This is a genomic window from Rhizobium sp. N731 (assembly GCF_001664145.1).
Lineage (GTDB): Bacteria > Pseudomonadota > Alphaproteobacteria > Rhizobiales > Rhizobiaceae > Rhizobium > Rhizobium esperanzae.
Genome location: NZ_CP013601.1, coordinates 1,545,650 through 1,572,114 on the forward strand (window position 1 = coordinate 1,545,650; position 26,465 = coordinate 1,572,114).

The 26,465-nt window shown below is 61.5% G+C and carries 25 protein-coding genes; 13 read left to right on the forward strand and 12 right to left on the reverse strand.

Annotated elements, in window-relative coordinates; translation table 11 throughout:
- Positions 1 to 87: 87 nt before the first annotated feature.
- The 3 genes from AMK02_RS07630 to AMK02_RS07640 all read right to left on the reverse strand — a co-directional run bounded on the left by AMK02_RS07630 (position 88) and on the right by AMK02_RS07640 (position 3,894).
- Positions 88 to 1,149, reverse strand: coding sequence for an adenylate/guanylate cyclase domain-containing protein (locus AMK02_RS07630; RefSeq protein WP_064801672.1), 1,062 nt, complete (start codon positions 1,147 to 1,149; stop codon positions 88 to 90).
- A gap of 76 nt (positions 1,150 to 1,225) precedes the next feature.
- Positions 1,226 to 2,371 (reverse strand): ribonuclease D, encoded by a 1,146-nt coding sequence (gene rnd / locus AMK02_RS07635; RefSeq protein WP_064801674.1) that lies wholly within the window; start codon positions 2,369 to 2,371, stop codon positions 1,226 to 1,228.
- A 131-nt stretch (positions 2,372 to 2,502) separates the two neighbouring features.
- Positions 2,503 to 3,894 carry a multicopper oxidase family protein gene (locus AMK02_RS07640; RefSeq protein WP_064801676.1) on the reverse strand — a complete coding sequence of 464 codons (1,392 nt, stop codon included), beginning with the start codon at positions 3,892 to 3,894 and terminating at the stop codon, positions 2,503 to 2,505.
- Positions 3,895 to 4,149: 255 nt separating this feature from the next.
- On the opposite strand from AMK02_RS07640, the gene aspS reads away from it, so the two are divergent.
- Positions 4,150 to 5,940 carry an aspartate--tRNA ligase gene (aspS, locus tag AMK02_RS07645; protein ID WP_064806062.1) on the forward strand — a complete coding sequence of 597 codons (1,791 nt, stop codon included), beginning with the start codon at positions 4,150 to 4,152 and terminating at the stop codon, positions 5,938 to 5,940.
- A gap of 140 nt (positions 5,941 to 6,080) precedes the next feature.
- Here the strand turns inward: aspS and AMK02_RS07650 are convergent, their stop codons facing one another.
- Complete coding sequence (locus tag AMK02_RS07650; RefSeq protein ID WP_064801678.1) at positions 6,081 to 7,268, reverse strand: hypothetical protein; 1,188 nt, start codon at positions 7,266 to 7,268, stop codon at positions 6,081 to 6,083.
- Positions 7,269 to 7,503: 235 nt separating this feature from the next.
- On the opposite strand from AMK02_RS07650, the gene parC reads away from it, so the two are divergent.
- Together parC and AMK02_RS07660 are read left to right on the forward strand one after the other, a co-directional pair.
- Positions 7,504 to 9,759, forward strand: a complete 2,256-nt coding sequence (gene parC, locus AMK02_RS07655; protein WP_064801680.1) for a DNA topoisomerase IV subunit A — start codon at positions 7,504 to 7,506, stop codon at positions 9,757 to 9,759.
- Positions 9,760 to 9,983: 224 nt separating this feature from the next.
- The gene (locus AMK02_RS07660; protein ID WP_064801682.1) at positions 9,984 to 10,442 is read left to right on the forward strand and encodes an SRPBCC family protein; all 459 of its coding nucleotides are present in this window, start codon (positions 9,984 to 9,986) and stop codon (positions 10,440 to 10,442) included.
- A 109-nt stretch (positions 10,443 to 10,551) separates the two neighbouring features.
- Here the strand turns inward: AMK02_RS07660 and AMK02_RS32060 are convergent, their stop codons facing one another.
- From AMK02_RS32060 to hemB, 5 genes are all read right to left on the reverse strand, one after another.
- The gene (locus AMK02_RS32060) at positions 10,552 to 10,695 is read right to left on the reverse strand and encodes a hypothetical protein (RefSeq protein WP_237358337.1); all 144 of its coding nucleotides are present in this window, start codon (positions 10,693 to 10,695) and stop codon (positions 10,552 to 10,554) included.
- A gap of 48 nt (positions 10,696 to 10,743) precedes the next feature.
- Positions 10,744 to 11,625: a DMT family transporter gene (locus tag AMK02_RS07670; protein ID WP_064801684.1), complete on the reverse strand. Its 882-nt coding sequence runs from the start codon at positions 11,623 to 11,625 to the stop codon at positions 10,744 to 10,746.
- On the reverse strand, positions 11,626 to 12,402 hold the full coding sequence (locus AMK02_RS07675) for an arginyltransferase (protein WP_064801686.1): 777 nt from the start codon (positions 12,400 to 12,402) through the stop codon (positions 11,626 to 11,628).
- A 193-nt stretch (positions 12,403 to 12,595) separates the two neighbouring features.
- A complete protein-coding gene (locus AMK02_RS07680; RefSeq protein ID WP_064801688.1) occupies positions 12,596 to 13,054 on the reverse strand; it encodes an RDD family protein in 459 nt (152 codons plus the stop codon).
- A gap of 74 nt (positions 13,055 to 13,128) precedes the next feature.
- A complete protein-coding gene (hemB, locus tag AMK02_RS07685; protein WP_064801690.1) occupies positions 13,129 to 14,142 on the reverse strand; it encodes a porphobilinogen synthase in 1,014 nt (337 codons plus the stop codon).
- Positions 14,143 to 14,273: 131 nt separating this feature from the next.
- Here hemB and AMK02_RS07690 point away from each other — a divergent pair, with 131 nt between their 5' ends.
- The 7 genes from AMK02_RS07690 (at position 14,274) to AMK02_RS07720 (ending at position 21,027) form a co-directional block, all read left to right on the forward strand.
- Positions 14,274 to 14,711 carry a DUF6163 family protein gene (locus AMK02_RS07690; RefSeq protein WP_064806063.1) on the forward strand — a complete coding sequence of 146 codons (438 nt, stop codon included), beginning with the start codon at positions 14,274 to 14,276 and terminating at the stop codon, positions 14,709 to 14,711.
- A gap of 129 nt (positions 14,712 to 14,840) precedes the next feature.
- Positions 14,841 to 15,356 carry a transcriptional regulator LdtR gene (ldtR, locus tag AMK02_RS07695; RefSeq protein ID WP_004673822.1) on the forward strand — a complete coding sequence of 172 codons (516 nt, stop codon included), beginning with the start codon at positions 14,841 to 14,843 and terminating at the stop codon, positions 15,354 to 15,356.
- 436 nt (positions 15,357 to 15,792) lie between these two features.
- Positions 15,793 to 17,094: a L,D-transpeptidase family protein gene (locus tag AMK02_RS07700; RefSeq protein WP_064806065.1), complete on the forward strand. Its 1,302-nt coding sequence runs from the start codon at positions 15,793 to 15,795 to the stop codon at positions 17,092 to 17,094.
- Positions 17,095 to 17,308: 214 nt separating this feature from the next.
- Entirely contained in the window at positions 17,309 to 18,607 is a 1,299-nt protein-coding gene (gene glyA / locus AMK02_RS07705; RefSeq protein ID WP_064801692.1) for a serine hydroxymethyltransferase, read from the forward strand.
- A 9-nt stretch (positions 18,608 to 18,616) separates the two neighbouring features.
- Positions 18,617 to 19,093, forward strand: a complete 477-nt coding sequence (gene nrdR, locus AMK02_RS07710; protein WP_003547190.1) for a transcriptional regulator NrdR — start codon at positions 18,617 to 18,619, stop codon at positions 19,091 to 19,093.
- A 3-nt stretch (positions 19,094 to 19,096) separates the two neighbouring features.
- On the forward strand, positions 19,097 to 20,407 hold the full coding sequence (gene ribD, locus AMK02_RS07715; protein ID WP_064801693.1) for a bifunctional diaminohydroxyphosphoribosylaminopyrimidine deaminase/5-amino-6-(5-phosphoribosylamino)uracil reductase RibD: 1,311 nt from the start codon (positions 19,097 to 19,099) through the stop codon (positions 20,405 to 20,407).
- Complete coding sequence (locus AMK02_RS07720; protein WP_064801695.1) at positions 20,407 to 21,027, forward strand: riboflavin synthase; 621 nt, start codon at positions 20,407 to 20,409, stop codon at positions 21,025 to 21,027. Before ribD ends, AMK02_RS07720 begins: the two co-directional genes overlap by 1 nt.
- Here the strand turns inward: AMK02_RS07720 and AMK02_RS07725 are convergent.
- From AMK02_RS07725 to AMK02_RS07735, 3 genes are all read right to left on the reverse strand, one after another.
- Positions 21,008 to 21,523 carry a GNAT family N-acetyltransferase gene (locus AMK02_RS07725; RefSeq protein ID WP_064801697.1) on the reverse strand — a complete coding sequence of 172 codons (516 nt, stop codon included), beginning with the start codon at positions 21,521 to 21,523 and terminating at the stop codon, positions 21,008 to 21,010. The genes AMK02_RS07720 and AMK02_RS07725 overlap by 20 nt on opposite strands.
- Positions 21,524 to 21,547: 24 nt before the next feature.
- Positions 21,548 to 22,051: a cupin domain-containing protein gene (locus tag AMK02_RS07730; protein WP_064801699.1), complete on the reverse strand. Its 504-nt coding sequence runs from the start codon at positions 22,049 to 22,051 to the stop codon at positions 21,548 to 21,550.
- Positions 22,052 to 22,228: 177 nt separating this feature from the next.
- On the reverse strand, positions 22,229 to 22,588 hold the full coding sequence (locus tag AMK02_RS07735) for a hypothetical protein (protein WP_064801701.1): 360 nt from the start codon (positions 22,586 to 22,588) through the stop codon (positions 22,229 to 22,231).
- A 345-nt stretch (positions 22,589 to 22,933) separates the two neighbouring features.
- Here AMK02_RS07735 and AMK02_RS07740 point away from each other — a divergent pair, with 345 nt between their 5' ends.
- The 3 genes from AMK02_RS07740 (at position 22,934) to AMK02_RS07750 (ending at position 26,200) form a co-directional block, all read left to right on the forward strand.
- On the forward strand, positions 22,934 to 23,389 hold the full coding sequence (locus tag AMK02_RS07740; RefSeq protein WP_011424856.1) for a 6,7-dimethyl-8-ribityllumazine synthase: 456 nt from the start codon (positions 22,934 to 22,936) through the stop codon (positions 23,387 to 23,389).
- Positions 23,390 to 23,392: 3 nt separating this feature from the next.
- A complete protein-coding gene (nusB, locus tag AMK02_RS07745) occupies positions 23,393 to 23,875 on the forward strand; it encodes a transcription antitermination factor NusB (RefSeq protein WP_064706868.1) in 483 nt (160 codons plus the stop codon).
- Between the two features lie 186 nt (positions 23,876 to 24,061).
- Positions 24,062 to 26,200 (forward strand): sodium-translocating pyrophosphatase, encoded by a 2,139-nt coding sequence (locus tag AMK02_RS07750; protein WP_064806067.1) that lies wholly within the window; start codon positions 24,062 to 24,064, stop codon positions 26,198 to 26,200.
- Positions 26,201 to 26,465 lie beyond the last annotated feature (265 nt).

Here is a 26,465-nt window from a genome sequence, read left to right on the forward strand (position 1 = left end):
TGCGAATGGCTTCCGCTTAACAGGGCTTCCGTATCAGCGAATTGACGGTTGGGTGAAGCTTTGGTGACGCGTGATAAATGGACTTGCTCAGCCGTGCAGAACGACTGCGGGCGTGTTCAGAACGGTCACCGCACGCGAGGACAGTGCCATGACGCCGAGTGCCTGGCCGCGTCCCTTGACGGCATGGATCCCGAGATCTTCGCAGGAAATGTCGTCGGGAAAAGTCATGCGCCGGGCCAGCTCCGCGGAGATCAGCACCTGCCGGTTCAGGCTGCGGCAGAGCGTCTCCAGCCGGGCGGTCGTATTCACCGTATCGCCGAAATAGCTGATCTTGTGGTGGTCGACGCCGACTTCCGCCGTGATGATGTCGCCGCCATGAAGGGCAACGCGAAGCTTCGGCACCTGGCCGTAATTTTTCCGCCAGCCGGCGGCATTGGCTTCGATATCGGCGAGGATATCGAAGATGCAGCGAACGCAGCGCGCATCCTTGACGCCGCGGGCAAGCGGCCAGGTAATGATCGCCGCATCGCCGACATAGTCGTTGATCATGCCCTTGTGGCGCCGCACTGGTTCCGCGAAGGTCGCAAACAGTGAGCTCAGCAGCTGCTGTGCTCTGAGGTCGCCATGTTTTTCGGCAAAAGCTGTCGAATCGACGAGATCGATGAAGAGGAAGACACGCTCTTCCTTGACCGGATTGCGATAGCGGCTGATGAGCATGCTGACGAATACTTCGCGGCCGAGCAATTCCCGGACGCGCAGGATGAAGATCAGTGCCGAGCAGACGGCAAGCGCATAGAGGAAGACCTCGAACGGCATGATGACGAGGTCGAGGAACGACGACGGCTTCAGCATGCCGAGCGACCAGAGCAGGAGGCCGGCGCAGGCGAAGCCGATGCTCATCAGGATCTCGTAGATCACCAGTTCCGTGATGATGAACACGAAGGTCGGCAGACTCTGGATGCGTCTGTAGAGGGTGCGAAACAGAACTTTGCGCTCGAAGGCGAGAATCGGCATGCCGATGAAGAGCGCGAAGATCGCCCCGATGACGGGCGTCTGATTGGAGTAGAACATCAGATCGTAAACGACGCCGCTGGCAGCCAGCACGATCGCGATTAAAATCCAGTTCTGCGTTGGAGATATTTCCCGCATGCCGCCTCGTCGCCTGAGGTTTCCTCCAGTCATTGTTTCAGCTGGGAAAAAAGCGTCAAGCGAATTCGATTTGCTTTCAGAGGCTGACGGTTTCAACCTTTCGGCCGGCGAAACGCAGCCCGATCTGGCCTTGGATCAGCTGCAGCGCCGGCTCGCCGAAAAGATCACGCCGCCAGCCGTGCAGGGCAGCGACATCGGCCTTCTCGCCATCGGCGGCAATCTTATCGAGATCCTCGCTGTTGGCGATCACTTTCGGCGCCACGCCATGTTTCTCCGAGATCAGCTTCAGCAGCACCTTCAAGAGTTCGACGGCGGCAGCTGCGCCTTCCGGGGCCTGTGCCTGACGAGGCACATGCGGCATCTCGGCTTTCGGAAGGGCGAGCGCCGCATTGACCGCCTCGACCACCGCCGTCCCGGCGGCCGAACGCTCCCAGCCCTTCGGAATGGTGCGCAGGCGGCCGAGCGCTTCGGAATCCTTAGGCTGCTGCTGGGCGACCTCATAGATCGCATCATCCTTCAAGACGCGCGAACGCGGCACATTGCGGGCCCGCGCCTCGCGCTCACGCCAGGCGGCGACATATTTCAGGACCGCCAGCTCCTGCGGCTTGCGCAAGCGCATCTTCAGACGCTGCCAGGCGTCGTCGGGATGCATGTCGTAGGTTTCACGCGCTTCGAGAATGTCCATTTCCTCGCGCAGCCACGATGTGCGGCCTTCCCGATCGAGTTCGGCCTTCAGCGACAGGTAGACATCGCGCAGATGCGTGACGTCGGCCAGCGCATATTCCAGCTGCTTTTCGGAGAGTGGTCGGCGGCTCCAGTCGGTGAAGCGCGACGACTTGTCGATATGGACGTTCTTGATGCGGCTGACCAGCTGGTCATAGGAGACGCTGTCGCCGAAACCGCAGACCATGGCTCCGACCTGCGTGTCGAAGATCGGATGCGGAATGAGATTGCCGCGATTAAAGATGATTTCGATGTCCTGGCGCGCCGCGTGAAAGACCTTCAACACCTTCGTGTCCGCCATCAGCTCGAAGAAGGGGGCGAGGTCGATGCCCTTCGCCAGCGGATCGACGAGAACTTCCAGTGTCGGGCTTGCCATCTGGATCAGGCAGAGCTCCGGCCAAAAGGTCGTTTCGCGCAGGAATTCGGTGTCAATGGTGATGAAGTCGGACTTGGCCAGCTCTTTGCAGGCGGCCGCCAAATCGGCGGTGGTTTCGATCATATCAATTCATTCGCAAGGAAAAGGTTGGTTGAACCTTCCTTCTCCTTTCGCTTCGATATGTCAATACAACAGCACAGGCTTCGCGCATTGCTGAAGAAGAATCACGTCCAAACTGAGGCAAGGCGAATGCTTCAGCTCACTCTGATATAGCTGGTCATTCCCGTCTTCTGATGTTCGATGATATGGCAATGCAGCACCCAGTCGCCGGGATTGTCGGCGACAAGGGCCAATTGTACCTTCTCGTCCGGCTGGACGAGGTAGGTGTCGGACACCAGCGGCATCACCTCGCGCGTCGAGGAGGAGATCACCGTGAAGCTCATTCCGTGCAGGTGGATCGGATGCGCGTGCGGCGTGGTGTTCTCGAGGTTGAAGACATAGCTCCTGCCGAGCTTCAGCTCCGCCAGCGGCGCCGTCGGATCGGGCGTGTCTCCGGGCCACGGCACCTTGTTGATCGCCCAGAAGCTGTAACCAAGCGTGCCGCAGATACTCTCGACGGCGGCATTTTCCGCGGTGGCGCTGAGGATCAGCGGTATCTGTTCGGCAGCGGAAAGATCAGCCTTCGGAACGGGGTTTTCGGCAAGCGGGCCGAGATCGCCGATATTGCGTTTCAACGACTGTCCGACCGCACGCAGGCTGGCGATCGTCTTCGGCGCCGTGCCGCGAATGTCTTCCAGCGTCGCGACGGCGCCTTCGCCATCTGGCATGCGTACGGCAAGATCGAGCCGCTGGCCCGGCCCGATCTGCAGGAGGTCCAGAGGGAAGCGTTTCGGCACCGGATTGCCGTCGATGGCGATGACGGTCGCATCTGCGCCCGCCATCGTCAGCGAGAAAATGCGCGTCACGTCGGTGATGGCGATGCGCAGCCGCACCAGCCCGCCGGCCGGCGCATCATATTGCGGCTCCTGGCGCCAGTTGGCCGTGCGCACCGTGCCGTAGGTGCCGCTCTTGGCAGCGTCGCGCGGCCGGAAGGGCGCGATGAACTGCCCGTCGCCTCCGAGCCGCCAGTCGCGCAGATTGAGCAGCACCTCCGTGTCGAACTCCGGATCGGCCGGATCCTCGACGACGAGCATGCCGGTCATGCCGTGTCCCATCTGCGTCAGCGTGTTGCAATGCGGATGATACCAGAAGGTGCCGGCATCGGGCGGCGTGAAGACATAATCGAAGCTGTCGCCGGTATAGATATAGGGCTGCGTCACGAAGGGCACGCCATCCATGCGGTTGTCGATGCGAAGCCCGTGCCAATGGATCGTCGTCGGCTCATCGAGCCCGTTTTTCAGCCTTGCCGCGTAGGGCCGCCCCTTGGTCATCCTCAGAACCGGCGGCATGCCGTCATGGCCCCAGCTCATGACATCCCTGGTCGGACCCGCCTCGGTCAGCAAGGCCTCGGTTTTCACAGCCGTCAGCAGCTGCGGCTCCGGCGCCGCCTCGGCAAGCCCGAATTTGCCCGCAACGGCGATGCCGGCGCCATAGGCGCCGGCGACGGCGGATGTCTTCAGAAGGTTGCGGCGGGTCAGCAGAGGCATGCAGAGGCTCCAGGACGAGAATGCCGATCCTTTTAAAGTTGAGCCGCATCTTCATCAATATGGGAAACGCGGCCAAACTGCCGCAGCCTGCGGGTCGCAGCCTCGCCATAAACGCATGCCAAACCCAGGGGCGGGGCGCGCTAAGCCTTGACAAATCGGAGCGTCCATGCGCTTTTCCGCCCGATTTTCTTGTCGGCGCGGGAGGGTCTTCGAACCCCTGCTGCCGTCTTCAGCCACATGCCAGGATTTGAGATCATGCATCGCTACCGCAGCCACACATGTGCCGCCCTCCGCAAGACGGATGTCGGCTCGACCGTCCGCATCGCCGGCTGGGTCCATCGCGTTCGCGACCATGGTGGCGTTCTTTTCATCGACCTTCGCGACCATTACGGCATCACCCAGGTCGTCGCCGACCCGGATAGCCCCGCCTTCAAGACGGCAGAGACCGTGCGTGGCGAATGGGTCATCCGCATCGACGGCCTCGTCAAGGCCCGTACCGAAGACACCGTCAACAAGACCATGGCGACCGGCGAGATCGAGCTCTATGCGCAGGAGATCGAAGTGCTCTCCGCCGCCAAGGAATTGCCGCTGCCGGTCTTCGGCGAGCCCGATTATCCGGAAGACGTTCGCCTCAAGTATCGCTTCCTCGATCTTCGCCGCGAAACCCTGCACAAGAACATCGTCAAGCGCACCCAGGTGATTTCGGCCATGCGCCGTGAAATGGGCGGCGCGGGCTTCACCGAGTATAGCACGCCGATCCTGACGGCCTCCTCGCCGGAAGGCGCGCGCGACTTCCTTGTGCCGAGCCGTATTCATCCCGGCACCTTCTACGCTCTGCCGCAGGCGCCGCAACAGTACAAGCAGCTCTTGATGGTCGCAGGTTTCGACCGTTACTTCCAGATTGCGCCGTGCTTCCGTGACGAAGACCCGCGCGCTGATCGCCTGCCGGGCGAATTCTACCAGCTGGACCTCGAAATGAGCTTCGTCACCCAGGAAGACGTCTGGAACACGATGGGTCCGCTGATGACCAAGGTGTTCGAGGAGTTTGCCGAAGGCAAGCCGGTCACCAAGGAATGGCCGCGCATTCCCTATGACGAGGCGATCCGCAAATATGGTACGGACAAGCCGGATCTGCGCAACCCGATCGTCATGGAAGCGGTGACCGAGCATTTCGCCGGCTCCGGCTTCAAGGTCTTCGCCGGCATGATCGCTTCTAACCCGAAGGTCCAGGTCTGGGCGATTCCGGCCAAAACCGGTGGCTCGCGCGCTTTCTGCGACCGCATGAACGCCTGGGCGCAGAGCCAGGGCCAGCCGGGACTCGGCTACATATTCTGGCGCAAGGAAGGCGAGAAGCTCGAAGGCGCCGGACCGCTCGCCAAGAACATCGGCGAGGAGCGCACCGATGCGATCCGCACCCAGCTCGGTCTCGGTGACGGCGACGCCTGCTTCTTCGTCGCCGGCGAGCCGGAAAAATTCCACAAGTTTGCGGGCGAGGCCCGCACCAAGGCCGGCGAAGAACTCAACCTCGTCGACCGCGACCGCTTCGAACTCTGCTGGATCGTCGACTTCCCCTTCTTCGAATGGAGCGAGGAAGAGAAGAAGGTCGATTTCGCCCATAATCCGTTCTCGATGCCGCAGGGTGGCCTCGACGCGCTGCAGAACCAGGATCCTTTGACGATCAAGGCCTTCCAGTATGACGCCGTCTGCAACGGCTTCGAGATCGCCTCCGGTTCGATCCGCAACCAGTCGCCGGAAACCATGGTTGCCGCCTTCGAGAAGATCGGCCTCAGCCAGCAGGACGTCGAGGACCGCTTCGGCGGCCTCTACCGCGCCTTCCAGTATGGCGCGCCTCCGCATGGCGGCGCTGCCTTTGGTATCGACCGCATCATCATGCTGCTCGTCGGCGCGAAGAACCTGCGCGAAATCTCGCTCTTCCCGATGAATCAGCAAGCGCAGGACTTGCTGATGGGCGCACCGAGCCCGGCAACGCCGACGCAGTTGCGCGAACTCGCGATCCGGCCGATCCCGCCGGTCAAGAAGGACTGAGTTCGGTTCGTTTTCGAATGAGAAAGCCCGGCGATCGCAATCGCCGGGCTTTTCATTTGTGCCGATGCCTGCACATGCCTGAAATAGAAAGGCTCGGCGGCGGAACTGCCGAGCCTGCTCTTATGAAGAAAGCCAAACGATCAGTCGTTAGCCGAAACCTTGACGCCGAGCACCTGCGGCAGCGTGTTCGGAGCGCCCATGGCAGCACCGACGATCGTTGGGAACGGCACCGGCTTTTCGGGAGCGGCCTTGACGGTCAGGCTCTTCGGGTCGTCGAGGAAGGTGTTAACCGCGGCCGAAACGGCGTTCTGCAGTTCCGGGATATTGAGCTGCGCCAGCATGATCGGCGTCATCGCCTTCAGCGAATCCGCCATCTGCTTGCCGGACATGTTCTGCTGCGAACCGGCGTAATCAAGCGCGCGCTTGGTGATCGACGCATCTTCGAAACGCACCTGTGCGGCCTCGAAGGACAGTTGCTGCATCAGGCCGAGCATGGCAAGGCCGAGCGCCTGCTGCGACTGTTCCTTGTTCGGATTGGCTTCGGATTCCTTCATCGCATCCTGCATCGATTTCATGAAGGCCATCGTGTAACCCGAGATCTTGAAGCCAAGATTCAGCTTGCCGATATTGGTGAAGTCGAAGGCGAATTCCGAAATATCGATCGTGCCGGGCGCGAGTTCCCAGGCGCCCTTCATGGTAATGTCGCCCTGGACGTGCTGCAGGGCGAGCTTCTCGATCGCGTCCTTGCTCTGCGCGTCTTCGGCCTTGCTGAGATCGGCCTTCATGCTTTTGAAGGCGCCGTCGAAATCGAAGCCGGATTCGTCTTCGCGCAGCGTCAGGTTCATGTCGGTTTGGAGCAGCGAGAACACTTCCGCACCGTCCTTGACCACCTTCAGCGGGCCGGTATGGGCGGTTTCGTAGAGCATCATGGTGTCGAGCGTGTCGCCGCCAGCCGTTGCGGGCACGGAGATGCCGCCGAGCGTCAGCTCCTGCGCGGTCACAGTCACGCCGTCTTGGGTCTTGTTGATGTCGGGGAAGGCAGCTTCTTCGATGTAATAGCCGCCGTCCTCGTCTTCTTCGACGCCGGAAAGGGTGATTTCGCCGATGGGCAGGCTTTCGCCGCCGGTCGGCTTGAGGGTGACATTCTTCAACGTCACGGTCGTGCCGTCGATGTCGATGTTCTCAGCTGCAATCGTCCCGCCCTGTGCGGCATAAGCGGCATTGATCTTGTTCAGCAGATCGGTGCCATCGAGAGCGAAGGCCGAGCCGGCGAGCGAGAAAAAGGCTGCGCTCGACAGCATCAGCCGCATTGTCCGGTAAAAGTTCATGGGGTGATTCCTCTGGTGGCGTGTGGCGGTTCTAAAATCTGCAGTTACGCTACTACGGATTGGGCCCGCTTTATATTTACGGACTTCTAAATTTCTGTTGAAAGGAACGGCAAACGAAGTCCAAATTGCGGCGGAACGTGTGTCTCATCCTTTGATGTCGGTGCCAAGACTTCATCCACAGCTGCAATGGCCCGGATTCCTTGCCCGCCGGCCACTTCTGGGCTAGTCAGGACCCATGGGACAAGAGATTTTGCCGCCTTCCGGCGGAGACGACGACAACATCCAGCCGGTCGACCTCAAGGCGGCGCTCGAGCAGCGCTATCTCGCTTATGCGCTGTCGACCATCATGCATCGCGCCTTGCCTGACGTGCGCGACGGGCTGAAGCCCGTCCATCGCCGCATCGTCTATGCCATGAACGAGATGGGGCTGAGGCCGACCTCGGCCTTCCGCAAATGCGCCAAGATCGTCGGCGAGGTGATGGGTAACTACCATCCGCACGGCGACCAGTCGATCTATGACGCGCTTGCCCGTCTCGCCCAGGATTTCTCGCAGCGCTACACGCTGGTCAACGGCCAGGGCAATTTCGGCAATATCGACGGCGACAGCCCCGCCGCCATGCGTTACACCGAATCGAAGATGACGGCGGTCTCCGAACTGCTGCTCGAAGGCATCGATCAGGACGCCGTCGATTTCCGCGACACCTATGACGAATCGAATTCCGAGCCGGTTGTCCTTCCCGGCGCCTTCCCGAACCTGCTCGCCAACGGCTCCTCCGGCATCGCCGTCGGCATGGCGACCTCGATCCCGTCGCACAATGCCCACGAGCTTTGCGACGCCGCCCTGCATCTGATCAAACATCCGGATGCGACCGTCGAAAAGCTCGTCGAATTCATTCCCGGCCCGGATTTCCCCACAGGCGGCATCATCATCGACAGCCGCGACAGCATCATCGAGAGCTACCGCACCGGCCGCGGCGGTTTCCGCGTGCGGGCGAAATGGCAGACGGAGGATTTGGGCCGTGGCGGTTACCAGATCGTCGTCACCGAAATTCCCTTCCAGGTGCAGAAATCGCGGCTGATCGAGAAGATCGCCGAACTGCTGATCGCGCGAAAGCTGCCGCTGTTGGAAGACATCCGCGATGAATCGGCCGAGGATATCCGCATCGTCCTGGTGCCGAAGAGCCGTACCGTCGATCCGACCATCCTGATGGAATCGATGTTCAAGCTGACGGAGCTCGAGAGCCGCTTTCCGCTCAACATGAACGTTCTGTCCATGGGGCGCATTCCCAAGGTCATGGCGCTGAACGAGGTGCTGAAGGAGTGGCTGGACCACCGTCGCGAGGTCTTGCAGCGCCGGTCACGCTTCCGTTTGGCCGCAATCGACAAGCGTCTCGAAATCCTCGGCGGTCTTCTGATTGCCTACCTCAACATCGACGAGGTGATCCGGATCATCCGCGAGGAAGACGAGCCGAAGCCCGTCATGATGGCGCGATGGGATCTGACCGACAATCAGGTCGAGGCAATCCTCAACATGCGGCTGCGCGCCTTGCGCAAGCTGGAAGAATTCGAGATCCGCAAGGAGTTCGACGAACTCACCAAGGAAAAGAGCGAGATCGAGGCGCTGCTTGCCTCCGACGACAAGCAGTGGCAGACGGTCGCCTGGGAAATCGGCGAAGTGAAGAAGAAATTCGCCAAGGCGACGGAGGTCGGCCGCCGCCGCACCCAGTTCGCCGAAGCGCCTGAGGCGGATGAAGAGGCGATCCAGCAGGCGATGATCGAGAAGGAACCGATCACCGTCGTCATTTCCGAAAAGGGCTGGATCCGCGCCCTGAAGGGCCACATCGCCGACACGGCGACGCTGACCTTCAAGGAAGGCGACGGCCTGAAGGTCGCCTTCCCGGCGCAGACAACAGACAAGATCCTGATCGTCACGACAGGCGGCAAGGCCTTCACGCTCGGTGGCGATAAGCTGCCTGGCGGTCGCGGCCATGGCGAGCCGCTGCGCATCATGGTCGACATGGACAACGACCAGGCGGTGCTGACCGCCTTCGTCCACGATCCCACGCGCAAGCAGCTGATCGTCTCGACGGCCGGCAACGGGTTCGTCGTTCCAGAGGCAGAGCTGGTCGCCAACACGCGCAAAGGCAAGCAGATCATGAATGTCGCGCTGCCGGAGGAAACGCAGCTGCTGGTGCCCGTCAGCGGCGATCATGTCGCCGTCGTCGGCGAAAACCGCAAGCTGCTGGTCTTCCCGCTCGCGCAGGTGCCGGAAATGTCGCGCGGCAAGGGCGTGCGCCTGCAGCGCTACAAGGATGGCGGCATTTCCGACGTCCGCTGCTTCGCGATATCAGACGGCCTCGTCTGGGAAGACAGCGCCGGCCGCACCTTCACGAAGAACAAGGACGAGCTCGCCGAATGGCTGGGCGACCGCGCCAGCGCCGGCCGCACCGTGCCGAAGGGCTTCCCGCGCAGCGGCAAATTCGCGGGCTGAGGCTTTACAGCGCCGCGTGTCTGTTCAGGCGCACAAAGGACTTGCCGTAACGCCTTGATTTTGTAACGAATTAAATTGCGCGCTCGGCTCTTGGCGGGCGCGGGAACTTCTCTATCTCATTGCTGTTATCAAAAATAAGAGAAGGCCGGTTGCGTGGGCGGACGGAACGGCTGTGGTTCGTTGCGCTTCGGGAAGGCGCGCGTGCCCCTACCGGAGGAAAATCGATGCCCGCCAGCACCATCAAATTGCATGTCAGCCAGACCTACAAGGCCCCGCCCGCTGTGGTCTACGACGCCTGGCTCAACCCCGAAATTGCCCGCCGCTTCCTGTTTGCGACCGATGATGGTCACGTCATCCGTGCCGACATCGATCCGCGCGTCGGCGGACGTTTCTTCGTCGTCGACCGCCGCCCGACCGGCGACGCCTTTCATCAGGGCGTCTTCCTGGAATTGAAGCGCCCGCAACGCATGGTCTTCAGCTTTTCCGTCGAGGAGCACGACCACAATTGCGATCGCGTCGAAATCGACATCGAGCCTCTCGGCGGCGGCAGCCGCCTGACGTTGACCCATGAAATGTGCGCCGAATGGGCCGCACACGAGGAGAAAACACGGAAAGGCTGGGCGCATGTCGTCGAAGCGCTCGGCAGGGAACTGGAACAGCAGCAGTTGAAGGCTACCGGTTGAGCGGCACGCTGAAGTCACGCAGAAAGCTGGTCGCGCCTTCTTCCTCCATCTCTTCGGCGGCGACGCCAAGGACGAAAGCCTAGAGATTGGCATCGGTGGTCTCAATCTCTTAGCCATTTTCGAGCAGGAATACACCGGCGGCGACGATCTCGATGCTTTTGTTGCCGTCGACGAATGCATGCTTGCGGGCAAGGCCAAAGCTATGCGGCGGCGAGTCGATGACATGGTCGCAACCGTAATTGGCCTTATGCATCGGCCGGCCGCGGGAAGGTGCCTGCGCCGAGCAGGCGACAACGTCACATCACGAGACTTGCCTGGCGCTCTTGCGTCGCGCCATCCAGAGGGAATGCACTGCGATTGTCGCCGTGAGGATGCCGCCACCGACGAGCGTCGTCGTTACGGGCGTTTCGGCAAAGATCAGCCAGACCCAGATCGGCGCGAGCACCGTTTCCAAGAGATAGAACATGCCGACTTCAGGCGCGGACAGATAACGTGGCCCGGTCGCCAGGCACCAGAAGGCGACCGGCATCACGATGGCGCCGTTGAAGAGGATCCAGCCGGGATGGGCGATAGAAAGCCCTGAGGGCAGAGCCTGCGTGAGGCCGAGTACAGCCGGCAGGATGGCGGCAAGCAGCGGCACGAAGCCCATTTGCCGGCGCGAGGCCCGTCCGACGGTGATGGCTGCGGCAAGAATAAGCGCGCTGAGAAGCGCCATGGCGTCGCCAAAAACATGGCCGCTGGAAAGTCCTCCGCTCACGATCAATCCAACGCCAAGGATCATGAACAGCATGGCGATCAACGTTGCGGCCGGGGGCTTCTCCTTGAGGAAAATCCAGGAAAGAAGAGCCCCGAACATTGGGTTGAAGGCGACGATGAAGACGACATTGGCGGTGGCCGTGTTGAAGACGGCCAGCACGAAGGTGAGGGAAGAGAGACCGTAGAGCAGACCGGCGATCAGACCGGGTCGCCCTGGAACGAGCACCGGCCACTTGCCCGAAACAAGGCGCATTGCTCCGAGGATGACGAGCGTGGAGACAACCGTTGCTGCGCTCCGCACTCCGAGAATCGACCAAATGTCGCCGTCGCCAAGGCGGACGAGCGGGATATCCATGGAAAGCGCCAGCCCGCCGATCGCCGTCAGCAACAGGCCTTTCCAATGTTCGGAAAGAGCAGTGGGGAACATTCAGTCGTGGGTGCTTTCGGGCATGGAGGAGGGGTCGAAACGCTCCCAGCCGCGCGGGGTCAGATGCTCCTGCGGCTGGAAACGGGTCTTATAGTCCATTTTCCGTGATCCCTGAACCCAATAGCCGAGGTAGACATGCGGCAGGCCGAGCGCTTTCGCGCGCCTGACATGGTCGAGAATCATGAATGTGCCGAGTGAACGACGCTCGAGCGACGGATTGAAGTAGGAATAGACCATCGACAGCCCGTCGCTCATCGTGTCGGTCAGTGCGGCGGCAAGTAGCTCACCCTTCGGCCGCTCTTCCAGCCCGGAGCCTTCCTCGCGCCGGCGGTATTCGATGATTCGCGTGTTCACATGCGTGTCTTCCACCATAATCGCATAATCGAGCACGGTCATATCGGACATGCCGCCCTGCTGGTGACGGAAATCGAGGTAGCGCCGGAAGAGTGAATATTGCTCGCTGGAAGGCTGGGCTGCGAATTCGGTGGCGATGACGTCGGAGTTGGCGGCAAGCGCCCGTTTCATCGATTTCGTCGGTTCGAATTCCTGAGCGAGAATCCGCACGGAAACGCAGGCGCGACAGGATTCGCAGGCCGGACGGTAAGCGATGTTCTGCGAGCGGCGGAACCCGCCCTGGGTGAGGATGTCGTTCATTTCGGCGGCCCGCGGGCCGACCAGATGGGTGAAGACCTTGCGCTCCATCTCATGCGGCAGATACGGACACGCAGCCGGAGCCGTCAGATAAAACTGCGGGGATGGCGTCGTCTGCGTATTCATGTGTCGCGGAAATTTCCTTGTCGAGACAGTGCCGTTTTCTGACAGCATGACCTAAGAATAGAAAACGTCAACAGCGCGGCGGCCTTCGCCGTACATTTCAGTCTTCTAATCTTGGATATGGAGCGTCGTCATCCCCGGTACAGGGGAAGGCGGAGACTTTTTCGTCTCCGCCAGGATCTCAGGCAGGCAGGTCTCAGGCAGTGCGCACCGTCACGGTGCCGACCAGGAGGTCGTGGATGAGACGGCTGCGCTCGATAAACAGGCCGGCAAGCAGGATGAGCGGCGTCAGCACCGAGTTGAGGATCCAGAACAGCGCCAGATGCACGATCGCCGTCAGGAAATCCATCGGCCGTCCATCGACGCGCACGATCGCGATCCCCATTGCCCGCATCCCGAGCGAAGCCTGGCTCGGCCCGCCGACCGTCAGGCCGAAGTAAAGGCCGGCGACGATGACGAAGAGGGCAGGGTAGAGGAAGAAGCCGAGGCCGAGCGTGACGATCGACAGGAAGAACAGAACGATCGCGGCGGGAATGCACAGCAGCGCCACGATGAGGTAATCGAGGATGAAGGCAAAGACACGGCGGCTCAACACGCCGCTATAGGCGCGCCAGTCCTCCGGTGCGGCATAAAGCGGATTGGGGTTGTAGCTCATCTCAATCTCCTCTCGCAAAAGCGACGCCGCTGATATGGTGTCGGCGGGGCGAAATACAATCATTCGCCCCGAAATCACCTCTTTGCGAGAATTTTCGCCACCTCGACCGCGAAATAGGTAAGGATGCCGTCGCATCCCGCCCGCTTGAACGACAGCAGCGTTTCGAGCATCGCGCGCTCGCCGTCGATCCAGCCGTTCATCGCCGCTGCCTTGATCTGCGAATATTCGCCGGACACCTGGTAGGCGAAGGTCGGCAGGCCGAAGGCCTCCTTCATCCGCCAGCAGATGTCGAGATAGGGCAGGCCGGGCTTGACCATCAGCATGTCGGCACCTTCCTCGACGTCGAGGGCGGCGTCGCGGATCGCCTCGGTGCCGTTGGCGGGGTCGATATAATAGGTCTTCTTGTCGCCTTTCAGCAGCCCGCCCGTGGAGATCGCCTCGCGATAGGGGCCGTAAAAGGCGGACGCGAATTTCGTTGCATAGCTCATGATGCCGACGCCCTGGTGGCCGGCCGCATCGAGCGCCATGCGGATGGCGCCGATGCGCCCGTCCATCATCTCCGATGGGGCGATGATGTCGGCGCCGGCATCGGCCTGCATCACGGCGGCGCGCGCCACCTGATCGACGGTCTCGTCGTTGACGATCTCGCCGTCTCGCAGAATGCCGTCATGGCCATGGCTGGTGAAGGGGTCGAGCGCAACGTCGGTGATGACACCGATATTGGGCACTGCTTTCTTGATCGCCACTGTTGCCTGATTGATCAGATTGTTGGCCTCGAGGCTGTTCGAGCCGGTCTCGTCGCGCAGCTCCATCTCGATATTGGGAAAGGTCGCCAGCGCCGGAATGCCGAGGTCGGCCGCTTCGCGCGCGGCCTCGACGGCTTTGTCGATGCTCATACGGTTGACGCCGGGCATGGCGGGGATCGGATCGATGATACCGGAGCCCGGCACGATGAAGATCGGCCAGATCAGGTCGTCGACCGTCAGCCGGTTCTCCTGCACCAGCCTGCGCGTCCAGTCTGCCTTGCGATTGCGCCGCATGCGACGATGGCCGGTGATGTCGTCGACGAGATGCGTCTTATCCTGCATGATATCTATCCCTGGCCCATTCCATTTATCGGAGCGCTCATTATCATGGCGCCCGGAAAATCCAAACCGGACGATTGGCCGCGGCGGAAAAACTGCTTGTAACGATCCAATCCCGAACCGATGTTTGCGCCATGGAAACCGATTCCCCGACAATACCGAAACGCACTCTGGCGGATCTTCTCTTCATCCTCTTCCTGAGGTTGGTGGCCGTATCCTGCTTCTGGTTCGGGCTGCAATATTGGGCGATGCTCGTCGGCTATTCCTTGGTCGGCGCCGGCCGCTTCGATCTTTTGAGCCTGCCGTGGAAGGTGGCGAGCACCAGCCTTGCCGTGCTTTTTCCCGTCGCCTCGCTCGGCCTCTGGCTCACCGTCTCATGGGGGCCGGTTATCTGGGTGCTGGCCGCAGGCGGGCAGATCCTGATGTATGGTCTGCTGCCTGACATTTTCGGGTCCAACAAGCTGATCATCCTGCTGCATCTCATGGTCGCCGCGGTCTACTGCATTTTCCGCCTGTTGCTCTGGCTGGAAAAGCGCCGGCACCGCCGCCAGGTAAGTGTTGATTTACCCTGAGACAACGTGGAGTTTCCGGTAAGGCTCCATTAAGCCTGCGGTTTAAGTCGAATTTTATATGTATTCGATAGGGTCTCACTCAAGGCGGGAAGAAAACGACACCGCCAAACAAACAGTGAGGCAGTCAATATGAACACGAAAATCAAGCCGCAGGCGGTATCCAACTTCCGTGACCAACAGGATCAGGGCATCCGTGATCTTTACATGGAATCCCTTCATCTTGTCGAACGTCTTCACCGCCGTCTTCTCGACGTCATCAAGGACGAGTTCGACCGTCAGGGTCGCAGCGACGTCAACGCCATCCAGGCGCTGCTCCTTTTCAACATCGGCAATTCCGAGCTGACCGCCGGCGAGCTGCGCTCCCGTGGCTACTATCTCGGCTCCAACGTTTCCTACAACGTCAAGAAGCTGGTCGACCTCGGCTTCATCAACCACCAGCGCTCCCGTATCGACCGCCGCTCGGTTCGCATCAGCCTGACCGAAACCGGCCAGGACATAGCCGAAACGGTCGCCAAGCTCTACGAACGCCACATCGCCTCGATCGACAAGGTCGGCGGGATCGGCACCGACGAGTTCACCCAGATGAACAAGCTGCTCCAGCGCCTGGATCGCTTCTGGAACGACTCGATCATGTATCGCCTCTAAGACCCTCGACCTCCTTTCAGGGTTGAAGAAAACCGGATGCGTTCCCTGCGCGTCCGGTTTTGCCGTTTGCGCTCCGCGTGGCATCTTTGCAACGCATGGCGGCCAAGCGTAAGGGCCGGTATTCAAGCCGTTTTTTAGCCGTTATTAACCGGCACGATTTACCTCGTCACATGGTTCGTTGCGTGATGACTCGGCCATCGGCAGCTATCTGCGGTCCAGGCAACACGAATTGGCCATATTGGTGTGGCAGCGGAAGTTAGCAACCGGCGCTTTCAATGGACCAGGAACGTTCAGACTTTCGCATCGCAATATTGTGATGCGACGGGCGGAATATTCCGATGTGCCGGGAGAACGAATGGATAGGGATCTGCGTTACGGCGCAGTGATATCGCAAAGCGCCGCGCTTCCTTGCATGCGGCATTCAGTGGTTGGGACTATGTCGAAGAAAAACGGAAATGAAGCTCTCTCGCGCCGCGCTTTCCTTGCGTCCGCGGCAACGATTGGCGCCAGCGCGATGGCCGCGCCGGCATTGGCGCAGTCGGCGCTCGATACGCTGATCAACGCGCCGCGCCGCGGCAACTGGGACGACCAGTTCGATGCCAAGGCGGCTTCCCGCACGGCGACCGCCGTCGTTTCCAACACGCCGATCCTCGGTCCCCAGTCGGTCGCCAGTGCCCAGCAGGCGATCATGCAGTATCAGCAGATTGCGGCCGCCGGCGGCTGGCCTGAAGTCAATCCCGGTGATCAGCGCCTGCAGCTCGGCGTTTCCTCTCCCACCGTCCAGGCGCTGCGCCAGCGCCTTGCGATCACAGGCGACCTGCCGCGCGAGGCAGGCATGTCGAACGCCTTCGATTCTTATGTCGACGGCGCCGTCAAGCGCTTCCAGGCGCGTCACGGCCTGCCGTCCGACGGCGTTCTCGGCGAGTTCACGCTGAAGGCGATGAACATTCCGGCCGATGTCCGCCTGCAGCAACTCAACACCAACCTGGTCCGCCTGCAGACCTTCCCGGAAGATCTCGGCCGCCGCCATCTGATGGTCAACATTCCGGCCGCCTATGTCGAGGCTGTCGAAGACGGCAGCGTTGCCACCCGCCACACCGCGGTCGTCGGCCGTCTGAGCCGCCCGACGCATCTCGTCAACTCGAAGATCTACGAAGTCATCCTCAACCCATACTGGACCGCGCCGCGCTCGATCGTCGAAAAGGACATCATGCCGCTGATGCGCAAGGATCCGACCTATCTGGAAAAGAACGCGATCCGCCTGATCGACGGCAAGGGCAACGAGGTTTCTCCGGAGACTGTCGACTGGAACGGCGAGGCGCCGAACCTGATGTTCCGCCAGGACCCGGGCAAGATCAACGCCATGGCGTCGACGAAGATCAACTTCTACAACAAGAACGGCGAATACATGCACGATACGCCGCAGCAGGGCCTGTTCAACAAGCTTATGCGTTTCGAGTCGTCGGGCTGCGTCCGCGTTCAGAACGTGCGCGACCTGTCGACCTGGCTGTTGCGCGAGACGCCGGGCTGGAGCCGCCAGCAGATGGAGCAGGTGATCGCAAGCGGCGTCAACACGCCAATCAAGCTCGCCACCGAAGTTCCCGTCTATTTCGTCTACATCTCCGCCTGGGGCATGCCCGACGGCATCGTCCAGTTCCGCGACGACATCTATCAGATGGATGGCAATGCCGAGCTCGCGCTCGACACCACGGCCGGCATGGAACAGCCGGTTCAGTAAGCGGCGATCCCAGCATTGTGATTTTGAGAACCGCGCCTTCGGGCGCGGTTTTTTATGCCGGGAGGGGCTGCGTCATCTGGCCACCATTCATCGGTGCCGCGCTGTCGCAAAATGACCGGAGCGCGCTGTTTGCTCAGCAAATGTCGTTCTTCGTATTGCCCTTGCCACAGCGGAAGGCTAATACCTCAGCGCATTCCAGTTGAGGAGCCCGCCCATGACCAATGCTTCCACCGAATCCTTCTTCAATCGCTCGCTTGCGGACGTCGATCCGGAGATCTTCGGCGCGATCGGAAAGGAACTCGGTCGCCAACGGCACGAGATCGAACTGATCGCTTCCGAGAACATCGTCTCCCGCGCCGTGCTGGAAGCCCAGGGCTCCATCATGACCAACAAATATGCCGAGGGTTACCCCGGCAAGCGTTATTACGGCGGCTGCCAGTTCGTCGACATTGCCGAGGAGTTGGCGATCGAGCGCGCCAAGAAGCTGTTCGGCGTCAATTTCGCCAACGTTCAGCCGAATTCCGGCTCGCAGATGAACCAGGCCGTGTTCCTGGCGCTGCTGCAGCCGGGCGACACCTTCATGGGTCTCGACCTGAATTCGGGCGGCCACCTCACGCATGGTTCGCCGGTCAACATGTCCGGCAAGTGGTTCAACGTCGTTTCCTACGGCGTGCGCGAAGGCGACAACCTGCTCGACATGGATGAAGTCGCCCGCAAGGCCGAAGAGCACAAGCCGAAGCTGATCATCGCCGGCGGCACCGCCTATTCCCGTATCTGGGACTGGAAGCGTTTCCGCGAGATCGCCGACTCGGTTGGCGCCTATCTGATGGTCGACATGGCCCACATCGCCGGTCTTGTCGCCGGTGGTCAGCATCCGTCGCCGTTCCCGCATTGCCACGTCGCGACGACGACGACCCACAAGTCGCTGCGCGGCCCGCGCGGCGGCGTCATCCTCACCAATGAAGAGGATCTGGCCAAGAAGTTCAATTCGGCCGTCTTCCCCGGCCTGCAGGGTGGTCCGCTGATGCACATCATTGCCGCCAAGGCCGTCGCCTTCGGCGAGGCGCTGCAGCCGGAATTCAAGGAATATGCCGCCCAGGTCGTCAAGAATGCCCGGGCGCTTGCCGAAACGCTGATCGCAGGCGGCCTCGATGTCGTTTCCGGCGGCACCGACAACCACCTGATGCTCGTCGACCTGCGCAAGAAGAACGCCACCGGCAAGCGCGCCGAGGCAGCGCTCGGCCGCGCCTACGTCACCTGCAACAAGAACGGCATTCCCTTCGACCCGGAAAAGCCCTTCGTCACGTCAGGCGTGCGTTTGGGTGCACCGGCCGGCACGACGCGTGGCTTCAAGGAGGCCGAATTCCGCGAAATCGGCAACCTGATCGTCGAAGTTCTCGACGGCCTCAAGGTCGCCAATTCCGATGACGGCAACGCCGCCGTCGAAGCCGCCGTGCGCGGCAAAGTGGTCAACCTCACAGACCGCTTCCCCATGTATGGCTACATGGGGTAAGGAGTAGCGATGCGCTGCCCCTATTGCGGTTCGGAAGACACCCAGGTCAAGGATTCGCGTCCGGCGGAGGACAATACGTCCATCCGCCGGCGGCGTATCTGTCCGGATTGCGGCGGCCGCTTCACCACCTTCGAGCGCGTTCAGCTACGCGAGCTGATGGTCATCAAGAAGACCGGCCGCAAGGTGCCCTTCGATCGCGACAAACTGGTGCGCTCCTTCGAAGTGGCGCTGCGCAAGCGCCCCGTTGAGCGGGATCGCATTGAGCGCGCCGTCTCCGGCATCGTCCGCCGGCTCGAAAGTTCCGGCGAGACCGAAATTTCCTCCGAGCAGATCGGGCTGCAGGTGCTGGAAGCGATGAAGAGCCTCGACGATGTCGGCTTCGTGCGCTACGCCTCGGTCTACCGGGATTTCTCGCTTGCCGAGGATTTCGAGAAGGTCATTTCCGAAATCAACGCCAAGATCGCCCGCGACCCGCTGGATAGATGAGCCATGAGCGTCACGGCGGATGACGAAGGTTTCATGGCGGCTGCGATCCACCTCTCGCGTCAGCATCTCGGCCGCACTGCCACCAACCCTTCTGTCGGCTGCTTGATCGTCAAAGATGGCATCATTGTCGGCCACGCGGTCACGGCGCTCGGCGGCCGCCCGCATGCCGAGCCGCAGGCGCTCGCCGAAGCCGGCGAACTCGCCCGTGGCGCTACCGCTTATGTGACGCTCGAACCCTGCTCGCATCACGGCAAGACGCCGCCCTGCGCCGAGGCGCTGATCGCCTATGGCGTGGCCCGCGTCGTCATCAGCGTCACCGATCCCGATCCGCGCGTCTCCGGCCGCGGCATCGCCATGCTGCGCCAAGCCGGCATCGAGGTGGATGCCGGCGTATTGGAGACGGAGGGCCGGCGTTCGCTGGCCGCCTATCTCACCCGCCAAACGAAGAACCGCCCCTATGTGACTCTCAAGCTTGCCGTTTCCGCCGATGGCATGATCGGCCGTGAGGGGGCCGGGCAGGTGGCGATCACCGGTCCGGAGGCTCGCGCAGAGGTGCAGGCGCTGCGCGCCGAAACCGATGCGATCCTGGTCGGCATCGGCACCGCTGTAGCAGATGACCCGCTGCTGACGGTGCGGACCCCGGGGCTCGAAGCCCAGTCGCCGATCCGCATCTTGCTCGATCCCGCGCTGGCATTGCCGCTGACGAGCAAGCTGGTTCAGACGGCGCGGGAGGTGCCGGTCATCGTGGTGGCGAGCGAGGAAGTTTCCCCGTTGGCGGCGGATGCTGAGGGATTACCCCCCTCTGTCCTGCCGGACATCTCCCCCACAAGGGGGGAGATCGGCAAGGAGCGCGATCCGACGTCCCAAGCAGATTCAGCATCACCAGCAACAGAAGATGTAGGGCAGGGAGCTAACCCCCAGCCAATCTCCCCCTTTGTGGGGGAGATGCCCGGCAGGGCAAAGGGGGGTACCCCACCCACTGACCCCTCCGTCATAAATTCCCGCCGCGCTGCGCTCGAAGCCGCCGGTGTCGAAATCGTCTACTGCAATCCCTATCACCCCGAGGTCCTGCTGCCGGCGCTTGCCACGCGCGGCATTTCCTCGCTTCTTGTCGAGGGCGGCGCCAAGACTGCCCGGCTTTTCCTTGACGCCGGCCTTGTCGACCGTATCCAGCTTTACCAGTCGCCTATCGTCATCGGTAAGGGCGGTATTGAATCCCCGTTGCAGGCAACCGACATACCATCCGGTTTCATGCATATGGACACGCGAACGTTTGGCGACGATCGCCTGGACGAATACGAGAGAGAGCTTTGATGTTCACCGGAATAGTCACCGATGTCGGCACAGTCGAATCCGTTTCCCCGCTGAAGGAGGGCATCAAGCTCCGCGTCGCAACAAGTTACGATCCTGCGACCATCGATATGGGCGCGTCCATCTCCCATTCCGGCATCTGCCTCACCGTGACCGGCCTGCCTGATGAAGGCAGCAATGGCCGTTGGTTCGAGGTGGAAGCCTGGGAAGAGGCGCTGCGGTTGACGACGATCGGCACTTGGCGGGAAGGCAGCCGCATCAATCTCGAACGGTCGTTGAAGATCGGCGACGAACTCGGCGGCCACATCGTTTCCGGCCATGTCGACGGCAAGGCGGAAATCCTCTCGGTGACATCGGAGGGTGACGCCACCCGCTATCGCCTGCGTGCGCCCGAACATCTGGCGAAATTCGTCGCTCCCAAGGGGTCGATCGCACTCGACGGCACTTCGCTGACCGTCAACGCGGTCGACGGCTCCGATTTCGACGTCCTGCTCATCCGCCATACGCTCGACGTCACCACCTGGGGTGAGCGCAAGGCCGGCGATTTCGTCAATTTCGAAGTTGACACAATGGCGCGTTATGCTGCCCGGCTGGCGGAATTTCCTAACGGGAAAACTGAATGACCTCGCCATTATACTGCGTGCGCACCATCTCGCGGAAACCGAGTTTGGCTGCGACGCGCAGCGAGGCGTGGTTCTCGGGACAGATGATGCAGCTCATCGGCGTTCCCGGAAAATGCGCTTCCGCCCAGCCGATCAGAGCCGTCAGCGCCTCTGTGGCATAACCGCGACCATGGGCTGCGGGCATCAGCGCCCAGCCGATCTCCATCGTTCCTTCGATCGACGGTTCCATATCGCGCCGGGCTTCGAGGAATCCAGCTTCGCCGATGAACTTGCCGCTTTCCCTTTCCAGGATCGCCAGAAAGCCGAAACCCATATGGTGCCACATGCCGGCGATGCGCAGCATGCGGCTCCAGCTCTGCTCGCGCGTCGACGGCGCACCGGTAATGAAGCGAACGACGGTTTCATCCGCCCACAGCGCCGCATGCGCCTCGAAATCGTCGAGACGGTGAGGGCGAAGCGTCAGCCGCTCCGTTTCTAGGGTGGGTATGTCGATCACGATGGGTCCTTGTGGAAATCGCGTTCAGGCGCCGGGCTCGCCGTCCCAATAGTCAAGATCGCCTTCGGTCCTTCCAATATGGCGGAAGCGCCCGGTTGCTGTCGTGTTCCTGTTGGTCTTGGCGAGGAACTTTCCGGAATCGGGATATTCGACGATCTCGGTTTTCGCCATCGTCGAAATGCCGAGATAGATGAGCGTGGTTGTGCCGGTATTGATGAGCTGGTGCGCCGTTTCCGGCCCGCCCGCCGGTGCGCCGAGCACGTCACCGGCCCGGACCGGATGGCGCTCGCTACCGAAGCGGTATTCGCCGGTGCCTGCGATCACGTAGAATAGCTCGTCTTCGACGTGGTGATTGTGGAAGGGGCAGCTCGATTTGCCCGATGGAACCTCATTGTAGCTGATGCCGAGGCCCGCCAGGCCGAGCAGCACGCCGAACGAGACGTCGGCGCCTTCGTAGAACTCGCCCTGTTTCCAGTGGTCGAGCTTGAGATCAGCGATATTGATGACCGCTTTCGATTCCGCCGCCATGATGTCCTCCTGTTGCAGGAAGAGAAGCTATCATCTTGCCGGAAAATTCAATGGCGATGGGGCGCTGACCCTGGAAAATCCTCGGCATGGGCGGAGAGGAGACCGCCGCCCATGCTTCGAACGCCGCGCTTCGGATGGACGCGCCGGACGCTCTGTTGCTTGCAGCAGGTTGTGACCTCAGCGGACGTAGAAGGTCACGCTTCCATCCGCCGCCTGTTCGGCATTGACGATGTTGCGGACATCGACGCCCTCATTGTTCAGACGGTGTGCAAGTGATCTGTTGGCATCGATCGAGGCTTGGATGCCGCGTATCGCCTGGCTGGAGCGTTCCGGGGCCGAGCGCGGACCTGTCGTTTCGTCGTCCAGATTGTGCCAGTTGCGAACCTGCTCGACATTGAAGTCATTGCCCCGGAAGGTCCTGAGCGTCTGCTCGATGCCCTGGGCGGAGTTCATTCCGAAGCTCTCGGCCCGGCTGACGCCGGCAAATGCGAGGGAGGAGAGGGCTGCGGCGATGGTGATTGTGACAATGCGGTTCATGATTTAATCCTTTCATCTGCTTTGACGGTCGGCTGTCGTGCAGGGGATCGTCTGCGTCACGATAAGGAATTGGCGGTGCCGTTTTCGCCATTCAATAGGTTAAGCCACTGAAAACGCATTAAAAATTCTTCATGAAAACAGCCTTCGAATTGCCGTTTTCCGCGCTTCCGGAAAAGCGGATTTCGAAGGCTTCGCCGGCTCGGCAGTGATGTTTCGGCTATCCCCTTGTCGATATTTCCTCTTTCGCATTTGCGGCACCGGCCGAAAGTGCTTGCCATTCCGATGAAGGCATGTTTTGACCGCGGGCTGTCGAGTGGAAAAAGTCCCGCAAACCGAAGGTAAACAATGTCGAGAGAGACCGCTCCCCATATTTTGATCGTCGAGGCCCGCTTCTATGACGACATGGCCGACGCGCTGCTCGAAGGCGCGACCTTTGCGCTCGAGCAAGCCGGGGCCACCTATGAGGTCGTCACCGTTCCCGGCGCGTTGGAAATTCCGGCAGCGATTGCCATGGCACTCGATGGGGACGACAATGGCGGCACGCATTATGACGGCTATGTCGCTCTCGGCATGGTCATTCGCGGCGAGACCTACCATTTCGATATCGTATCGAACGAATCCTCGCGCGCTCTGATGGATCTGGCAGTCAGCGAATCCCTTGCCATCGGCAACGGCATCCTGACCGTGGAAAATGACGAACAGGCTTGGGCGCGCGCCCGCCGTTCGGACAAGGACAAGGGCGGGTTTGCCGCTCGTGCGGCGCTGACGATGATCGCGCTGAAGCAGAAACTGGGTGCATAACGAATGAACGACGACAAGACGGAACGGCCGGTCAAGACTGCGAACCAGCGGGGCGCTGCCCGCCTGGCGGCCGTTCAGGCGCTCTACCAGATGGATGTCGGCGGCACCGGCGTTCTGGAAATCGTCGCCGAATACGAAGCGCACCGTCTCGGCCAGGAACTCGACGGCGCGACCTATCTGAAGGCCGATGCCGCCTGGTTCCGTTCCATCGTCTCCGGCGTCGTGCGTGATCAGGTCCGCCTCGATCCGCTGATTGCTGCAGCGCTGCAGGATGATTGGGCGCTGTCGCGCCTCGATAGCACGGTGCGCGCCATCCTGCGTGCCGGCGTTTTCGAACTCCTCGATCGCAAAGACGTCCCGGTGGCGGTTATCGTCACCGAATATGTCGAGATCGCTCGAGCCTTTTTCGATGACGACGAGCCGAAGCTCGTCAATGCCGTGCTCGACCGCATCGCCAAGCAGGTCCGCGGCGAGGCGAAGAAGTAACTCTTTAGCCGCCGAACATCTCCCTACGTCTTTCTTCGTACCGCAATGGTTTGCGGGCTTGACGCCACGTGATCGACCACGCAATCTCCGCACCGCTTAGCTGTGCATTCTGTGGAGAGGAAGGCGAGTCGGCGGCGTATCTGCCGGAGAAGGAGTGAGCTCCGGCCTATGGGAGGAAAGAGCGAAATGACCATTCTTTTATGCGTAATCGCATGCGGTCTGCTCTCGGTGGTCTATGCCGCCTGGGCAACCCGGTCGGTGCTTGCCGCCGATCAGGGCAATAGCCGGATGCAGGAGATCGCGGGTTATATCCGCGAAGGCGCTCAGGCCTATCTGACCCGCCAGTACAGAACCATTGCGCTTGTCGGCGTCGTTGTTTTTATCGCTGCCTGGCTGCTTCTCTCCGCCACCGCCGCCATCGGTTTCCTGATCGGCGCCGTACTATCAGGTGCTGCCGGTTTCATCGGCATGCACGTCTCGGTCCGCGCCAATGTGCGCACTGCCCAGGCGGCGTCCGCCAGCCTTTCCGCCGGCCTCGACATCGCCTTCAAGTCGGGTGCGATCACCGGCATGCTGGTGGCGGGCCTCGCGCTGCTCGGCGTCTCCATCTACTACACGATATTGACCGTCGGGCTCGGACATGAGAGCGGCTCGCGCGAAGTCATCGATGCGCTGGTGGCGCTCGGCTTCGGCGCCTCGCTGATCTCGATCTTCGCCCGTCTCGGCGGCGGCATCTTCACCAAGGGCGCCGATGTCGGCGGCGACCTCGTCGGCAAGGTGGAGGCCGGTATCCCCGAAGACGACCCGCGCAATCCGGCGACAATTGCCGATAACGTCGGCGACAATGTCGGCGACTGCGCCGGCATGGCCGCCGACCTTTTCGAGACCTATGCGGTCTCCGTCGTCGCCACCATGGTTCTCGCAGCGATCTTCTTTGCCGGCGCGCCGATTCTCCAGTCTGCGATGATCTATCCGCTGGCGATCTGCGGCGCCTGCATCATCACCTCGATCATCGGCACCTTCTTCGTCAAGCTCGGCTCGAACGGCTCGATCATGGGCGCTCTCTACAAGGGCCTGATCGTCACCGGCCTGCTGTCAATTGTCGGTCTTGGCGCCGCCACCTCGCTGACCGTCGGCTGGGGCTCGCTCGGCACGGTTGCCGGCGCCGACGTCACCGGTACGAACCTATTCGTCTGCGGTCTCGTCGGCCTCGTCGTTACCGCGCTGATCGTCGTCATCACCGAATACTATACCGGCACCGGCAAACGTCCGGTCGTTTCGATCGCCCAGTCTTCGGTGACCGGCCACGGCACCAACGTCATCCAAGGACTTGCGGTCTCGCTGGAATCGACCGCCCTGCCGGCCATCGTCATCGTCGGCGGCATTCTCGCCACCTATCAGCTCGGCGGCCTGTTCGGCACCGGCATCGCCGTCACCGCCATGCTCGGCCTTGCCGGCATGATCGTTGCGCTGGATGCTTTCGGCCCGGTTACCGACAATGCGGGCGGTATCGCCGAAATGTCGCATCTGCCGCCGGAAGTGCGCAAGTCGACGGATGCGCTCGACGCCGTCGGCAACACCACCAAGGCGGTGACCAAGGGTTACGCGATCGGTTCGGCCGGTCTCGGCGCGCTGGTGCTCTTTGCCGCCTACGCCAACGACCTGAAGTATTTTGCGGCGCACGGCGACCAATATCCCTACTTCGCCAATATCGGCACGATCTCGTTCGAGCTGTCGAACCCTTATGTTGTCGCCGGCCTGCTTTTCGGCGGCCTGATTCCCTATCTGTTCGGCGGCATTGCCATGACAGCCGTCGGCCGCGCCGCCGGCTCGATCGTTGAGGAGGTTCGCCGGCAGTTCAAGATGAAGCCCGGCATCATGCAGGGCACGGAAAAGCCGGATTACGGCAAGGCCGTCGACCTGCTGACCAAGGCCGCCATCCGCGAGATGATCGTGCCTTCGCTGCTGCCGGTGCTTGCCCCCGTCGTCGTCTATTTCGGCGTGCTTCTGATCTCCGGGTCCAAGGCCTCGGCCTTTGCAGCCCTCGGCGCATCGCTGCTCGGCGTCATCATCAACGGCCTCTTCGTCGCTATCTCGATGACCTCGGGCGGCGGCGCCTGGGACAATGCCAAGAAGAGCTTCGAGGACGGTTTCGTCGACAAGGACGGCGTGCGTCACATGAAGGGCTCGGATGCGCACAAGGCCTCCGTCACCGGTGATACCGTCGGCGATCCCTACAAGGATACCGCCGGCCCCGCCGTCAACCCGGCTATCAAGATCACCAACATCGTTGCGCTGCTGTTGCTTGCCGTTCTCGCGGGCTGATGCCGCAACAGTGGATGTGTGCAACCGGCTGGATAAGTTGAACAAACCACTGCCACTCACCTAACCCTCACCCCGTAAAAACGGGGAGAGGGGACGTGCCCTGCGAGACGCGGGAGAGGGACTGAGAGGTTGCGGCATATCCCCTTCTCCCCGTCAAAACGAGGGGTGCCGCAGGCGGATGGGCAGGCCTCGACAATTTACTGGGCCGAGATGTGCGCCCCGGCCGAGATGACATCCACTAAAAAACCCGCCGGAGCGATCCGGC